This window comes from Acinetobacter sp. NEB149 (assembly GCF_012516415.1).
GTDB classification, from domain to species: Bacteria; Pseudomonadota; Gammaproteobacteria; order Pseudomonadales; family Moraxellaceae; genus Acinetobacter; species Acinetobacter lwoffii_V.
The window spans coordinates 1,185,980-1,200,658 of sequence record NZ_CP051208.1; the positions used below are offsets into that span (position 1 = coordinate 1,185,980).

Annotated in this window: 13 protein-coding genes; 9 read left to right on the forward strand and 4 right to left on the reverse strand. The window is 43.9% G+C overall.

Going from position 1 to position 14,679, the window contains the following annotated elements:
• The first annotated feature begins 423 nt into the window (after positions 1-423).
• From HGD77_RS05645 to HGD77_RS05685, 9 genes are all read left to right on the forward strand, one after another.
• Positions 424-1,797 (forward strand): diaminobutyrate--2-oxoglutarate transaminase, encoded by a 1,374-nt coding sequence (locus tag HGD77_RS05645; protein ID WP_168730747.1) that lies wholly within the window; start codon positions 424-426, stop codon positions 1,795-1,797.
• 3 nt (positions 1,798-1,800) lie between these two features.
• Positions 1,801-3,333, forward strand: a complete 1,533-nt coding sequence (locus HGD77_RS05650; RefSeq protein ID WP_005246814.1) for a pyridoxal phosphate-dependent decarboxylase family protein — start codon at positions 1,801-1,803, stop codon at positions 3,331-3,333.
• 435 nt (positions 3,334-3,768) lie between these two features.
• Positions 3,769-4,800 (forward strand): substrate-binding domain-containing protein, encoded by a 1,032-nt coding sequence (locus tag HGD77_RS05655; protein WP_004279710.1) that lies wholly within the window; start codon positions 3,769-3,771, stop codon positions 4,798-4,800.
• A gap of 104 nt (positions 4,801-4,904) precedes the next feature.
• Entirely contained in the window at positions 4,905-6,284 is a 1,380-nt protein-coding gene (pstC, locus tag HGD77_RS05660) for a phosphate ABC transporter permease subunit PstC (protein ID WP_168730748.1), read from the forward strand.
• Positions 6,284-7,675 carry a phosphate ABC transporter permease PstA gene (gene pstA, locus HGD77_RS05665; protein WP_004646526.1) on the forward strand — a complete coding sequence of 464 codons (1,392 nt, stop codon included), beginning with the start codon at positions 6,284-6,286 and terminating at the stop codon, positions 7,673-7,675. Before pstC ends, pstA begins: the two co-directional genes overlap by 1 nt.
• Before the next feature lie 13 nt (positions 7,676-7,688).
• Positions 7,689-8,600 (forward strand): phosphate ABC transporter ATP-binding protein PstB, encoded by a 912-nt coding sequence (gene pstB / locus HGD77_RS05670; RefSeq protein ID WP_005246810.1) that lies wholly within the window; start codon positions 7,689-7,691, stop codon positions 8,598-8,600.
• Between the two features lie 151 nt (positions 8,601-8,751).
• Entirely contained in the window at positions 8,752-9,714 is a 963-nt protein-coding gene (gene sohB / locus HGD77_RS05675; RefSeq protein ID WP_085064276.1) for a protease SohB, read from the forward strand.
• Positions 9,715-9,823: 109 nt separating this feature from the next.
• Positions 9,824-10,255, forward strand: coding sequence for a hypothetical protein (locus HGD77_RS05680; RefSeq protein ID WP_085064277.1), 432 nt, complete (start codon positions 9,824-9,826; stop codon positions 10,253-10,255).
• Positions 10,256-10,312: 57 nt separating this feature from the next.
• On the forward strand, positions 10,313-10,552 hold the full coding sequence (locus HGD77_RS05685) for a hypothetical protein (protein ID WP_085064278.1): 240 nt from the start codon (positions 10,313-10,315) through the stop codon (positions 10,550-10,552).
• Positions 10,553-10,624: 72 nt separating this feature from the next.
• Here the strand turns inward: HGD77_RS05685 and HGD77_RS05690 are convergent, their stop codons facing one another.
• The 4 genes from HGD77_RS05690 to mnmA all read right to left on the reverse strand — a co-directional run bounded on the left by HGD77_RS05690 (position 10,625) and on the right by mnmA (position 14,677).
• A complete protein-coding gene (locus tag HGD77_RS05690; RefSeq protein WP_085064285.1) occupies positions 10,625-11,266 on the reverse strand; it encodes a DUF2238 domain-containing protein in 642 nt (213 codons plus the stop codon).
• An 89-nt stretch (positions 11,267-11,355) separates the two neighbouring features.
• Positions 11,356-12,744 (reverse strand): adenylosuccinate lyase, encoded by a 1,389-nt coding sequence (gene purB, locus HGD77_RS05695; protein WP_085064279.1) that lies wholly within the window; start codon positions 12,742-12,744, stop codon positions 11,356-11,358.
• Positions 12,745-12,798: 54 nt separating this feature from the next.
• Positions 12,799-13,530: a high frequency lysogenization protein HflD gene (gene hflD, locus HGD77_RS05700; protein WP_168730749.1), complete on the reverse strand. Its 732-nt coding sequence runs from the start codon at positions 13,528-13,530 to the stop codon at positions 12,799-12,801.
• Positions 13,531-13,537: 7 nt separating this feature from the next.
• Positions 13,538-14,677: a tRNA 2-thiouridine(34) synthase MnmA gene (gene mnmA, locus HGD77_RS05705; RefSeq protein ID WP_085064280.1), complete on the reverse strand. Its 1,140-nt coding sequence runs from the start codon at positions 14,675-14,677 to the stop codon at positions 13,538-13,540.
• Positions 14,678-14,679: the final 2 nt, after the last annotated feature.

The window sequence follows — 14,679 nt, forward strand, 5'->3', positions numbered from 1 at the left end:
TTAAATCTCAATTGTGATCTTTTTACGAAATATTTGTCGTAAGAGTGTTAAATTTTCTTTAATTTTATCTTATTATTTGATTTATATTTATTATTAATAATTAAACACTTAGTAGATAATTTTAAGATTGATTACCGGAATGTCGCCTGCGCTACAAAAAAGCATAAAAGAACACGCTTTTCTTTCTGCTGTCACACTGTAAGATGATGATTTAGGGGATGGATTAGCATGATGTTTTTTTTCGATAAAGATTAGGACAAAATGTGACTGAAAGTTGTTTATTTTCCTGAAAAATTCGGTATCATCCGCCTCCTAGTTATTCGAATACAAAACTGCTAGCTAGAACCTTATAAAGCGCCGAGTCAAAGGACCAAACGTCACCAGACTTATTTCTTTCACCCATATCAGAGATGGTAATTCGATATGAGCGTTACTTCTGTAAACCCTGCCACCAATTCCACAAACGAATACTACTTGACTCGCCAAAGTCAGATGGAATCGAATGTGCGTAGTTATCCACGTAAATTACCGTTAGCGATAGCGAAAGCACAAGGTTGCTGGGTTACCGATGTTGAAGGTACTGAGTACCTTGATTGTTTAGCTGGGGCAGGGACGTTGGCTTTAGGCCATAATCATCCTGCAGTCATTCAAAGTATCCAGGATACGATTGCAAGTGGTTTACCATTGCATACCCTGGATCTTACTACTCCTTTAAAAGATGCTTTTACTGAAGCACTTCTTTCTTATCTTCCAGGTGGCCAGGAAGAATACTGCTTGCAGTTCTGTGGTCCATCTGGTGCAGATGCAACTGAAGCCGCGATTAAACTAGCAAAAACCTTTACTGGTCGTAGCTCAGTGATTAGCTTCTCTGGCGGTTATCACGGTATGACTCACGGTGCATTGGCAATGACAGGTAACCTGTCTGCGAAAAATGCAGTGAACGGCTTGATGCCGGGTGTACAGTTCATGCCATACCCGCATGAATATCGTTGCCCATTGGGGCTTGGTGGTGAAGCCGGTGTTGATGCCCTGACTTACTACTTTGAAAACTTCATTGAAGATGTAGAAAGCGGTGTGACCAAACCTGCAGCTGTAATTCTTGAAGCAATTCAAGGTGAAGGCGGTGTGGTAACTGCGCCAGTAAAATGGTTGCAAAAAATCCGTGAAGTGACTGAAAAACACAACATCGTGTTGATTCTTGATGAAGTTCAGGCAGGCTTTGCGCGTTCAGGCAAAATGTTTGCATTCGAACACGCAGGTATCGAACCTGATGTCGTGGTAATGTCTAAAGCCGTAGGTGGTAGCTTGCCACTTGCCGTACTTGGTATTAAACGTAAGTTTGATGCTTGGCAGCCAGCAGGTCACACCGGTACTTTCCGTGGTAACCAATTGGCGATGGGTACAGGTCTTGCAACGATCAATACCATTAAAGAACAGAACCTGGCGCAAAATGCGCAAGAGCGTGGTGATTTCCTGCAAGCTGAACTGAAAAAACTAGCTGCTGAATTCCCATGTATCGGTAACGTGCGTGGCCGTGGTCTGATAATCGGCGTTGAAATCGTAGATGAGCGCAAAGATGCGGATCATATGGGTTCTTTACCTGCTGATGGTCAGTTGGCTGCAGCGATCCAAACCGCTTGTTTCAACAATAAATTATTGCTTGAGAAAGGTGGTCGTAACGGTACAGTGATTCGTTTACTTTGCCCGTTGATCATTACTCAAGACGAATGTGTTGAAGTGATTGCTCGTTTCAAAAAATCGGTTGCTGAAGCACTAGTTGCAGTTCGAGGCGCATAATTCATGGTAGATTTCGCAGAACATCGTAAAGCGTTACTCTGCAATGATGCTGCATCCATTGCTGACTATCAGGCTGGCATGGACCAAGCGACCAAAGCGGTTGCGGCATGGTTGCAAAACGACAAAATGTACACGGGTGGCAGTATTAAAGAGCTGCGCAGTGCAATTGCATTTCATCCTTCAAAAGAAGGTTTGGGTGTAGAAAAATCTCTTGAGCGTATGGTTGAGCTATTCCTTAACAAGAGCTTAAAAGTGCATCATCCGCATTCACTTGCGCATCTTCACTGTCCAACGATGGTGACTAGCCAGATCGCGGAAGTGCTGATTAATGCAACCAACCAGTCAATGGACTCATGGGATCAAAGCCCGGCCGGTTCGTTGATGGAAGTTCAGCTGATTGACTGGTTACGTCAAAAAGTCGGCTATGGTGCGGGTCAGGCCGGTGTGTTCACTTCTGGTGGTACGCAGTCTAACTTGATGGGCGTATTGCTTGCGCGTGATGCTTGCATCGCGAAAAACTGGAAAGACGAAAATGGTAATCCGTGGTCGGTTCAGCGCGATGGTATTCCTGCGGATGCGATGCGTAATGTCAAAGTCATCTGTTCTGAAAATGCACATTTCTCTGTGCAAAAGAACATGGCGATGATGGGCATGGGCTTCCAGTCAGTGGTCACTGTTCCTGTGAATGAAAATGCACAGATGGACGTAGATGCACTGGAAAAAACCATGGCGCATCTTCAGTCTGAAGGCAAGATCGTGGCATGTGTGGTGGCAACAGCGGGTACAACGGATGCTGGTGCGATTGATCCATTGAAAGCAATTCGTGAAATCACCAATAAATATGGCGCGTGGATGCACATCGATGCGGCATGGGGTGGTGCACTGATTCTATCCAATGACTATCGTTCTATGCTGGACGGGATTGAGCTGTCGGATTCGATCACGCTTGATTTCCATAAGCATTATTTCCAAACCATTTCTTGTGGCGCGTTCCTGCTGAAAGATGAAGCGAATTACCGTTTCATGCATTATGAAGCAGAGTATCTGAACTCCGCTTATGATGAAGAGCATGGCGTTCCTAACCTGGTATCGAAGTCACTACAAACGACGCGTCGTTTTGATGCATTGAAATTGTGGATGACAGTTGAAGCACTGGGCGAAGAGCTTTATGGTTCGATGATCGATCATGGCGTGAAATTAACCCGTGATGTGGCAGACTACATTAAAGCGACTGATGGTCTGGAGCTTCTGCTTGAGCCTCAATTCGCGTCTGTCTTGTTCCGTGTGGTTCCAGCGGGATATCCGGTTGAATTACTCGATACGCTCAATCAAAACGTAGCAGACGAACTGTTTGCGCGTGGTGAAGCGAACATTGGTGTGACGAAAGTCGGTCAGGTTCAGTCTCTGAAAATGACTACTTTAAGCCCGGTTGCAACGCTTGATAACGTGAAGAACTTGCTGGCATTAGTGCTTGCAGAAGCGGATCGTATCAAAGATTCAATCGCTGACGGTACTTATACGCCACCCATTGCATAAGTGATGGTGGTGTGAAAAAAAGGAGATCGAAATGATCTCCTTTTTTGTGCGTTTAAAAATAAAAAAAGGTCCTTTCCCAGATCGAAATTCCTCACAAAAACACGGAAGGTCTGAATCCCGTTTGGCCTGTTATTTATTTGTCATAGGCTTATGTAAAACTGGGGAGCAGGATTTATCCTGAGTTCAGGTTTATAAAAATTGTTACATGTCATTGGTCTAAAATTTTTTATTGAAGTGAATGACATAAAGAACTTAATCATTGAAATCCATAAAAATTTAATCAAGAAAAAGCCGCTAGATTAAAAATCACTAAATCGTAATAAAGCTGTAACTTATCTGTCATATTCTAAAATCAAAATGCAGGTATCGAAAGAAGTACAAAACTGAATAAAAAGTGGTGTACTCCAAATTTGCATAAATGAGAGAGATACTAGAATGCGCTTTACAAATATAGCTTTAGCATTAGCAGTAACCGGGGCAACTGCTGTAACGACTGCACACGCAGCACGTGACACCATCCAAATTGCAGGTTCTTCAACTGTACTTCCATATGCCAGTATCGTGGCAGAAGAATTCGGTAATACTTTTCCACAGTTTAAAACACCAGTTGTCGGTTCTGGCGGTTCTTCAGGTGGTTTAAAACAGTTCTGTAATGGCGTGGGTGATAATACGATTGATATCGCAAACTCTTCGCGTCAAATTAAATCTACAGAGTTGGCAGAATGTAAAAAGAATGGCGTTAACCAAGTCCTAGAAATCAAAATTGGTTATGACGGTATTGTATTTGCATCGAATGCAAACAAAGCGGCTTATAAACTGCGTCCACAACATGTCTTCGCTGCACTTGCTGCACAACTTCCATCAAATGGAAAAATGGTCGCTAACCCCTACACGCGTTGGAACCAAATTGACAAAGCACTTCCGAATGAACCTATCACCCTGGTAATTCCTGCGTCGAATCATGGTACGCGCGAAGTCTTCCAGGAGAAAATGGTGGATGCAGGTTGTGAAACGTATGCTGCAATTAAGTCTCTAGACAAAGATGCTAAGAAAAAAGCTTGTACAACATTCCGTAAAGATGGCCGTGTGGTTGAGATTGCCGGTGACTATACCGAAACATTGGCACGTTTAAAAACTTCTCCAAGTGCGGTAGGTGTGTTTGGCCTAGGTTTCTATGACCAGAACCGTGACCGTCTACGTGTTGCTACGGTGAACAATGTAGCGCCTTCTGAAAAGACCATCTTGAATGGTGCTTATCCGGTATCACGTCCATTGTTCTTCTATGTGAAAGGCGAGCACTTGAAATCGATCAAAGGCTTACCGCAGTTCACAGAATACTTCCTGAACAAAAAAGTATCTGGCAAAGGCTCTAAGCTGGAAAAAGCAGGTCTGATTTCAATGTCTGATAAAGAACGTGCAGCAGTCCTGGCAAATTTTAAGGCTGGTAAAGCGGTTGTAGTGAAGTAATAAATGATTTTGAAAACGCTGGTGGTAGGGTCAACCTACCATCGGCTTTTTGCGATAAACAAGTTTTTTCAAACCATGAAAATTGAAAAAACAGTGGAGAATACATGAATCTGCTACTTATAGGTGTGTTATTGGCCATCATGGCCATAGCCTATCAAATCGGATTAAGTAAAAGCCGTAGCTTAGCAGGTAAGGGAAGCAATTCTGCAAACTTACACTCGCGTCCCGGATATTATGGTGCCCTGGTTGCACTATGGTGTGGTATCCCTGCGTTTTTAATTTTGATTGTTTGGAATATGGTGGAACCCACTTTTCTGGAACAGGTGGTACTCAACCATTTGCCAGAAAATGTTTCGGCTAGTCTGGATCCGGCAAGTTTGAGCGTTGTGATTGATCGCGTTCAGGCACTTGCCTCAGGTTTCGGGGTTAGTGATACACCGGCAGCCTATGAAGTTGCAGCCGCGGAGCAGTTGGCTAAATTCTCGACCATTGGTACGTTTGCCAAATTGGCAGTCGTGATTTCGGCTGCACTGGCCGGTCTGGTCTGGGCCAAGGAACATATTAGCCAGGAATTCCGTGCGCGTAACCAAGTCGAAAAAATGATTAATATCGGCCTGGCATTGTGTTCTGGTGTGGCGATTCTGACCACCCTCGGGATTGTGATGTCGATGTTTGGCGAGGCGATGCGCTTCTTCAGCTTCGTCAGCCCACTGGATTTCTTCTTTGGTACCCAATGGAACCCGGGGTTTAGCACCTCTGGCAGTGCTGAAGGCAGTTATGGTTTATTGCCACTGTTATGGGGCACGCTCATGGTCAGCGGGATCGCACTTTTAGTTGCAGTTCCGGTTGGCCTGATGATTGCGATCTATCTGGCAGAATACGCTTCACCGCGATTCCGCTCTTGGGCAAAACCTACAATTGAAGTGTTGGCGGGTATTCCTACGATTGTCTATGGTGTCTTTGCCTTGATGATCATCGGTCCATTCCTTAAAAGTATGGGTGCTCTGGTTGGACTCGAAATTAATGCCACCAGCGCGCTGACCGCCGGTCTGGTCATGGGCATCATGATTATTCCGTTCGTATCTTCTCTGTCAGATGACATCATTACTCAGGTGCCGCGTGCCTTACGTGATGGTTCTTTGGGATTGGGTGCGACTAAATCTGAAACGATCCGTCAGGTGGTTTTACCGGCAGCCTTGCCGGGTATTATCGGTGCATTCCTCTTGGCTGCGTCGCGTGCAATTGGTGAAACCATGATCGTGGTTCTTGCAGCCGGGAACAGCCCGCAGTTGCATGCCAATCCGCTTGAAGCCGTATCTACGGTCACGATTACCATCGTGAATCAGTTAACTGGCGATACTGATTTTGCTAGTCCGCAAGCATTGGTGGCTTTTGCACTAGGATTGACGCTATTCGTCATTACCTTAGGTTTGAACATTGTTGCACTGATCATCGTGCGTAAATATCGTGAGCAATACGACTAATGAGTACTTCAAATACAACGCCTGTGGATCAGCGTATTGATCCATCCATCGCCGCCGAGCTGCGTAAAAAGCGTAAGAAGACCATTCAAAGCTCTTTGGCACGACGTCATCGTAAAGAAAAAACCTTCCGTTTATTTGGTTTCTCTGCGGTACTGGCAGGTCTGTTCTTTGTGGTATTGCTGTTCGGGAGTATTTTATCCAAAGGTTTGCCTGCATTCTGGCAAAGCAGCATGAGTTTGCCGATTCATTTCGATCCAGCCATTGTGGATATTGGTCCAAAACCGAAGCCAGCAGCAGGAGAATCTCCAGCACAGTTTGAAGATCGCTTTATCGCGTGGCAGACCGAAGTCGGAATGGTGGATTGGGATGCCCTGATTATCAATGGCATGATCGCCAAAGACAGCAAGCTGGAAAGCCAGCGTGATGAACTGGGTTCTTTATATACTAGTTCTGAGGCGTATCGTTTGCGTGACATGGTCATGAATGATCCAAGTCTGGTCGGTCAAAGCAAGGAAGTGAAAATTCTGGCGGATGCCAATGTCGATGTCTGGCTAGCGGGAAATATTGACCGTGATCTTCCCGATGAACAGCAGCAGCTCAGTCCTGAAGTGCGCCAGGTGGCGGATGAGATGAAAGCCTCTGGTGTGATTGAAAATAGTTTCAATACCAATATTTTCACCAGTCCTGACTCACGCAGCTCACCGGCAACTTCAGGCTTGGCAGGCGCCTTCATGGGCTCACTGTTCATGATGATGATCGTGATCTTTATCTCGATTCCAATCGGGGTGGCCTCTGCGATTTATCTGGAAGAGTTTGCACCGAAAAACTGGATTACCGATGTGGTCGAAGTCAATATCAACAACCTGGCAGCCGTACCATCGATTGTCTTCGGTCTATTGGGTGCAGCGATCTTCATTGGCTGGATGCATTTGCCACTGTCAGCCCCATTGGTGGGTGGTCTGGTACTGAGTCTAATGACCTTACCGACTGTGATCATCACCACACGCGCATCACTTAAAGCGGTTCCACCTTCGATTCGTCAGGCAGCTTTAGGACTCGGTGCTTCCCGCATCCAGACAGTATTTCATCACGTCTTGCCTTTGGCTTTACCGGGTATTTTGACAGGCGCAATTATCGGGGTTGCACAAGCTTTAGGTGAAACCGCACCATTGTTATTAATCGGGATGAGTGCTTTTGTTGCCAGCGTTCCAGCCACTCCATTTGATCAGTCAACGGCTTTACCGGTGCAGATTTTCTTATGGCAAGGCAATGAATTGCGTAACTTCTTTGAAGGGCGTACTGCAGCAGCAATTATTGTACTTCTGGCCATGATGATCAGCTTAAACAGTCTGGCCATCTGGTTACGTAAGAAATTTGAAGTCCGTTGGTAATAGGGGCAGAATCATGAACACAACTGTTATTCAAAATTCCTTAAAAAAGGATCAAATCGTGAATCCACAACAGACACAATTCACCTCGGATGAGGCAACTCAAAAGCCAGCAACTCCGTTTGTTTCCCAGTTCGATACGCAAAGCAGCAAAAAAGATGCGAAGTCGACGAATGTGAAACTTAGTACTTCTGATGTGCATGTGTACTATGGTGAAGCGGAAGCGATTAAAGGCATTGACCTGAACATTTATGAAAATGAAGTGATTGCTTTTATTGGGCCATCAGGCTGTGGTAAATCGACCTTTCTGCGTACCTTAAACCGCATGAACGATACCATTGATAGCTGCCGTGTAACCGGTAAAGTGATGTTGGATAACCAAGATATTTATGATCCAAATCTTGATGTGGTCTTGCTACGTGCACAGGTTGGTATGGTGTTCCAGAAGCCGAACCCATTTCCAAAATCAATCTTCGATAATGTCTCCTATGGCCCAAAACTGCATGGTTTGGCGCGTGACAAGTACGATCTTGAAGAAATTGTCGAAGGCAGCTTGCGCAAAGCCGGTCTGTGGGAAGAAGTGAAAGATCGTTTGAACCAGCCGGGAACAGGTTTGTCAGGTGGTCAGCAGCAACGTCTGTGTATCGCGCGTACGATTGCAGTCAGTCCAGAAGTAATTTTGATGGATGAACCGTGTTCGGCACTTGATCCCATTGCAACCGCCAAAGTGGAAGAGCTGATTTCTGAGCTATCTACGCAATATACCATCGCGATCGTAACTCACTCCATGCAACAGGCAGCACGTGTATCGGATCGTACTGCGTATTTCCATTTGGGGGATCTGATTGAAGTCAACTCGACCGAAAAAGTCTTTACCCAGCCAGATCATCAGTTGACTGAAGCCTATATTACCGGGCGTTTCGGTTAATCCGATATCTAGAATAAGAGCCGCAAGGCTCTTTTTTTATAGGTGAAATAGATGGTGATAATCGTAATAATTCTCGAAATAAAGTTGAAAAAAACCGAAATTGACCTAATCTAAAGGAATAAATCCGAATTAAATAGAGAATAGATTTTTTATGTTATTTCATACTCCGAAACTGTCCGCTGAAATCCGTATTAGTCATCTCAATGCGCGTATCAATGAACAACGAAAAAAAATAGCGCAAACTACTGGCTCTAAACTGGAACTTTTACAGTTATCACAACAACTGTCAAAAGAAGCGCGTGCGCGTAAGAAAACCAATCAAAAAATCTATGTGCTCGATTTTAAAGGTGATATGGCGGCTTCTGCAGTAGAAGGCTTACGTGAAGAAATAACCTTGATTCTGGCCACCGCCAAAGCCGGCCGTGACCGCGTTGTAGTACGTCTGGAAAGTCCGGGTGGCATGGTCCATGGTTATGGACTTGCAGCAGCTCAACTGGTGCGGTTACGTGAGGCAGGTTTTCATCTGACTATCTGTGTCGATAAAGTAGCCGCTAGTGGTGGTTATATGATGGCGTGTATTGCCAATGAGATTATTTCTGCACCATTCGCGATTGTTGGTTCAATTGGTGTAGTTGCTCAAGTACCCAATTTTAACCGTCTGCTGAAAGACAATAAAATCGACTTTGAACTCTATACCGCTGGACAGTACAAACGTACCGTGACCATGTTTGGTGAAAATACCGAAGAAGGTAAGGCCAAGTTTGAAGAAGAATTACAGCAAACACATGCTTTATTCAAACATTTCGTTGAGAAGTATCGTCCGCAGCTAAATGTTGAAAAAGTGGCCACTGGTGAGCATTGGTATGGTCGGGATGCGCTAGATCTAAATCTGGTGGATAAACTGCAAACCTCAGATGAATACCTGCTCAACTTGTTAACCCAACATGATATCTATTCCATCCAGACCCGAAAAAAACCAACTTTGGGTGAAAAGCTGGGCCTGCAAGCAGCGCAAATTGCTGATTCACTGGTACCCACTGTCATGAATAAAGTCATGGAAAGCTTAAGTAAAGCCAATGCAAACTTGGTACAAATGCGTGATCCAAAACTTTAATTCAGTTGATCTTGAATGAATTTTAAAGCTCACTTCGGTGAGCTTTTTTATTTTTTGAAATCATATTGTTATGATATAAGTGGAGTACTCTGATTGAGTCTAGGCTCATATGCTCACGTTTATTTTGTTGCTTGGTTTTTTTAGTATCGTATTTATTCCGATGTTATGTATGCTTTATTCTGAAGCAAAATTAACTCAGGATAATTCTAAGAAGGTTTTGTTTTGGCTGAGTTTTCTACCCGGCGTTTGTATCTTTCTGCTGTATAGCTTTCTAAAGCCCAATGATCCACCTGTTATTCCATCGCAGGAATGTGGTGTTGTGCAGTTTTATCAGATGCATAAAGTTCGAGGTGGTAATGAATTTGAACGTGTGAGTATTCGCTTTGATGGCGCTCAATATAGTCGGCATTTATTCTTCGATAAGCATCTGGATAAAATTCCTCAAGGCCAAAAGGCCTGCTTTGAATATCTAGATAAGTTCAAATATCCACATTTGTCAGAATCTAAGTTTGTTCAATGGCTTGAATCGAATGAAATGTAAACCATCATTGAAACTAATCAGATAAAATAAAGCATATTTTATTGTTAGAGCAGAAACATGGCTATAGCTGAAGCATTTCTTGCGACGCAAAATTGTTATTTTAATTATGAATTTGAAGAACTTTATTTAGAGGATGATTTTCCTGAGGAGTTATCTGTGTCACTGCGTGGCATGATATTCCGTCATGAGATTCAATATCCTGATGCAACCTATTTCATTTATTACAGTGAGATGTTGACGGGGAATGAACTGCAAAAAATGAAGGATGATTGGATGCGATATTGTCCACATTCATAATTGAAGATATGAATGTAATTAAATGCGTGATCCAAAACTTTAATTCAGCTATTAGATTGTGATTTTAAAAGCTCACTTCGATGAGCTTTTTTGATTTTTCGGTATCAATTGCAGCCCGCCTGTTATCGCCGCGCCAATCGTAGCAAGCAAGATGTCTTTGTGCGCATCCCACATATCACCTTGTTGTCCATTATAGTTTTCAGCTTCCTCAGGAGATAAACCAATGGCAATCAGCCATTCCAGCCATTCATAGAGCATGCTGCTGGCCACCACAAACTGAATCACCAGCAGGAAAATGACCACAGGTTTTTGCTGCGGTAACCAGACCTGAAACAGGCGATGGAAAATTGGATAAAGTAATAATCCGTAGGCCAGATGGACAAAACGGTCGAACATATTGCGTGACCAGTGCATCACTTCATTCAGATTAAAACCAAAAATCTGTTCGATCCATTGGTTATAAGGCACATAAGAATACAGATAGTGCGCAGCAATCACATGAACAATCAGAAAAAGAATATATAAATTAAAACTTAAAAAATTCAGGCCAATTTTATACAAGCAGATGAGCAGCATGATGATCATGAAAACTGTACCTGCCTGATGCAAGAGATAAGCTTCCAGTTCTAAAGGACGAATACTGGCAAGCAAAATCGCCAGAATTAAAATACCCAGGCTCGCGTAATGTTTGGCGGAAAGTTGATGCTCAATCATGTCGTTATTATGAAATATCTTTTTTAAAATAAAACACATTATAAATAAAAAGGCGAAGCCTGAGCTTCGCCTTTTCGTCTTATTGCAAATTAGATTTTAGCAATCAGCTCAGCCACTTGTTTGGCCTGATCAGCAGCATTACCTGTATATGATGAAGGTGTCATTTCCGCTAAACGCGCACGGTCAGCAGCAGGAACAGCTTCTAACTCGTTACCGTTTACGAAATCTACCATCATGTCGCGAGTCATGGCTTGACCACGAGTAAGCGCTTTTAGTTTTTCGTACGGTTTTTCAACGTTGTAACGACGCATTACAGTTTGAATAGGCTCAGCCAATACTTCTTGAGCATTGTCCAAGTCTTCATTGATACGTGCAGCGTTCAACTCCAGTTTGCCAATACCTTTAGAGCAAGCTTCAAAAGCAATTAAGCTTTGCGCAAAACCAACACCCATGTTGCGAAGCACAGTAGAGTCAGTCAGGTCACGCTGCCAGCGAGAAATTGGCAGTTTTTCGCCAAGGTGTGCAAGTACAGCATTTGCAATACCCAAGTTACCTTCAGAGTTTTCAAAGTCGATCGGGTTAACTTTGTGCGGCATGGTTGAAGAGCCGACTTCACCTTCTTTCAGTTTTTGCTTGAAGAAGCCAAGAGAGATATAGCCCCAAACGTCACGGTTAAAATCGATCAGAATAGTGTTGAAACGACGCAACGCATCAAACAGTTCAGCCATGTAATCGTGTGGCTCGATTTGAGTGGTGTACGGATTGAAGTCTAGACCCAAAGACTCTACAAATGCTTGTGAATGCGCAGGCCAGTTGATGTCTGGGTAAGCAGAGTAGTGCGCATTGTAATTACCTACTGCACCATTGATTTTGCCCAGTAGCTCAACATTTTTGAACTGTTTGATTTGACGTGCAAGGCGGTAAGCCACGTTCGCCATTTCTTTACCCAAAGTCGTCGGGCTTGCAGTTTGGCCATGAGTACGAGACAACATTGGCTGGTCTGCATGCTTCTCAGAAAGCGCAACGATTGAATCAATGATTTGCTGCATAGATGCAACCAGTACATCACGACCGCTTTTCAGCATCAAGGCATGCGACAGGTTGTTAATATCTTCAGATGTACATGCAAAGTGAATAAATTCACCGGCATTTTTAAGTTCATCGATATTGGCGATTTTTTCTTTCAGGAAATATTCAACCGCTTTAACGTCGTGGTTGGTGGTGCGTTCGATCTCTTTGATGCGATTAGCATCATTTTCAGAAAAATCGCTCACAATCGCATCAAGCGCTGCATTAGTTTCGCCTGAAAACGCCGGTACTTCAGTAATTTCCGGGTGGTTTGCAAGCGCTTGTAACCAACGCACTTCAACAGTCACACGAGCATGGATTAAACCAAACTCAGAAAGAAAGGGACGTAGAGCATCACATTTGCTCGCGTAACGTCCATCTAATGGAGAAAGTGCAGTTAAAGCGTTCATATCGATTCCTTAGATTTTGGAATTAAACGTAAAACGAAACACGTGCAGCATCAGTTAAACCACCTGAAACTGTAAACGCGCTAGATTCTGAATATCTTGTAGCAACTTGCGTTTGCCAAATACCATGCCCCAAGAGCTGCCACCGAGCTGACGCCACAGATGCGCCATTTGCAAACCGGTAAATAAAGAAGCGCGGATCCGGTTGGTGTGTCCGGCATCTTTAAAGGCTTCGGCATTACCACGCACCATAATGCGCGGATTAATCTGTCCGGCAGTATCGACATAGGTTTGAGCGAAATTGGCAATGATGCTGGGGTGCAGGTAATTATTATCGAAGAAGGAGAGCTGTCTGAGAATTTTCTGTTGGGACTGTTCAATAATTTCAACAAATTTGGGATTGCTATAGACCTTCTTTTCTAACTGAAGAAGTGCCATCGCATAGCTCATGGGAAGTTTAGTGCTGGAAAGTTTTGGAATTCTGGATTTTGGAGAAGTATTGAAGGGTTGAATAATGCTGCTTTCTAATGTTTTTAAACCTAAGGAAATATCGGCCAGTTGATTAAAAAAGTCGAGCGTCTGGGCATTCTGATTGCTGCCGGGACGGATATTAAGACTGGCTCTAATCAACTGTTCAAAATAAAAGTTACCACTTTCACCAATGCTTTGCTGACCCGTCAATGCGGTCATATGGGTCAGCTGGGTGGCCTGAAACACACCCGCTAATGCCAAAGCACGATTTTGACGAGTATTCAACGTTGTGGCCGGTTGAAATGGTAACTCCGTCATGCCGAATTCATCCTTTTATAAAATCAGGTTTAGGTGCATTGGTATGATGAATCACACCACCCCCTAAACAAACTTCACCTGAATAGAACACCACGCTTTGACCCGGGGTCACTGCACGTTGAGGTTCATCAAACTCAACACGAACACCATTCAGTGATTCTGAATCTTGATACACAGTACATGCTTGATCAGTCTGACGGTAACGGGTTTTTGCTGTGCAACGGAAACCTGTTTCAGGAATATCCTGCTCACCTGCGACCCAGTCAATCGCCTCACTCCAAAGTGTAGTACTTTGCATGAGTGGGTGTTCATGGCCTTGGCCGACCACCAGGCGATTACCTTCGATATCTTTATGTAATACGAACCAGGCACCTTCAGCGACGCCTTTCATACCACCAATACCAATGCCACCGCGTTGACCGAGCGTATAGTACATTAAGCCGTGATGATCACCAACCTCTTTACCATCTTCCAGCACGATTTTTCCCGGTTGAGCAGGTAAATATTGCTTTAAAAAGTCATTAAATCGGCGCTCACCAATAAAACAGATGCCAGTCGAATCTTTTTTCTTGGCCGTGACCAGATCTAATTCTTCTGCAATTTTACGGACTTGTGGCTTTTCAATTTCACCAACAGGGAACAGGGTCTTATTAATTTCACGACCATGGACAGCATGCAGGAAGTAAGTCTGGTCTTTGTTATTGTCCACACCACGTAATAAAGGTGCATATTCTTCACCACGTGAGTTGGTCATGGTTTCACCACGACGACAATAGTGACCTGTGGCAATAAAGTCTGCACCCAAGTTAATCGCGTGATCTAAGAAGGCACGGAATTTAATTTCTTTATTACATAAAATGTCTGGGTTTGGCGTACGGCCAGCTGCATATTCCGCCAGGAAATGCTCGAATACACGATCCCAATATTCCATTGCAAAGTTTGCAGTATGTAGCTTAATGCCGATTTTGTCGCAAACGGCCTGAGCATCGGCAAGGTCATCCATCGCCGTGCAATATTCTGTGCCGTCATCTTCTTCCCAGTTTTTCATGAAAAGACCTTCAACCTGATAACCTTGTTGAAGTAAAAGGGCAGCAGAAACAGATGAATCTACACCACCTGACATACCGACGATGACACGTTGTTGCATAG

Coding starts and splice junctions, on each gene's coding strand:
- HGD77_RS05690 (WP_085064285.1), bottom strand. CDS start 11,266: ATGATTGAGCATCAACTTTCCGCCAAACATTACGCGAGCCTGGGTATT.
- hflD (WP_168730749.1), bottom strand. CDS start 13,530: ATGACGGAGTTACCATTTCAACCGGCCACAACGTTGAATACTCGTCAA.
- pstC (WP_168730748.1), top strand. CDS start 4,905: ATGAATCTGCTACTTATAGGTGTGTTATTGGCCATCATGGCCATAGCC.
- HGD77_RS05680 (WP_085064277.1), top strand. CDS start 9,824: ATGCTCACGTTTATTTTGTTGCTTGGTTTTTTTAGTATCGTATTTATT.
- purB (WP_085064279.1), bottom strand. CDS start 12,744: ATGAACGCTTTAACTGCACTTTCTCCATTAGATGGACGTTACGCGAGC.
- mnmA (WP_085064280.1), bottom strand. CDS start 14,677: ATGCAACAACGTGTCATCGTCGGTATGTCAGGTGGTGTAGATTCATCT.
- pstB (WP_005246810.1), top strand. CDS start 7,689: ATGAACACAACTGTTATTCAAAATTCCTTAAAAAAGGATCAAATCGTG.
- HGD77_RS05655 (WP_004279710.1), top strand. CDS start 3,769: ATGCGCTTTACAAATATAGCTTTAGCATTAGCAGTAACCGGGGCAACT.
- sohB (WP_085064276.1), top strand. CDS start 8,752: ATGTTATTTCATACTCCGAAACTGTCCGCTGAAATCCGTATTAGTCAT.
- HGD77_RS05650 (WP_005246814.1), top strand. CDS start 1,801: ATGGTAGATTTCGCAGAACATCGTAAAGCGTTACTCTGCAATGATGCT.
- pstA (WP_004646526.1), top strand. CDS start 6,284: ATGAGTACTTCAAATACAACGCCTGTGGATCAGCGTATTGATCCATCC.
- HGD77_RS05685 (WP_085064278.1), top strand. CDS start 10,313: ATGGCTATAGCTGAAGCATTTCTTGCGACGCAAAATTGTTATTTTAAT.
- HGD77_RS05645 (WP_168730747.1), top strand. CDS start 424: ATGAGCGTTACTTCTGTAAACCCTGCCACCAATTCCACAAACGAATAC.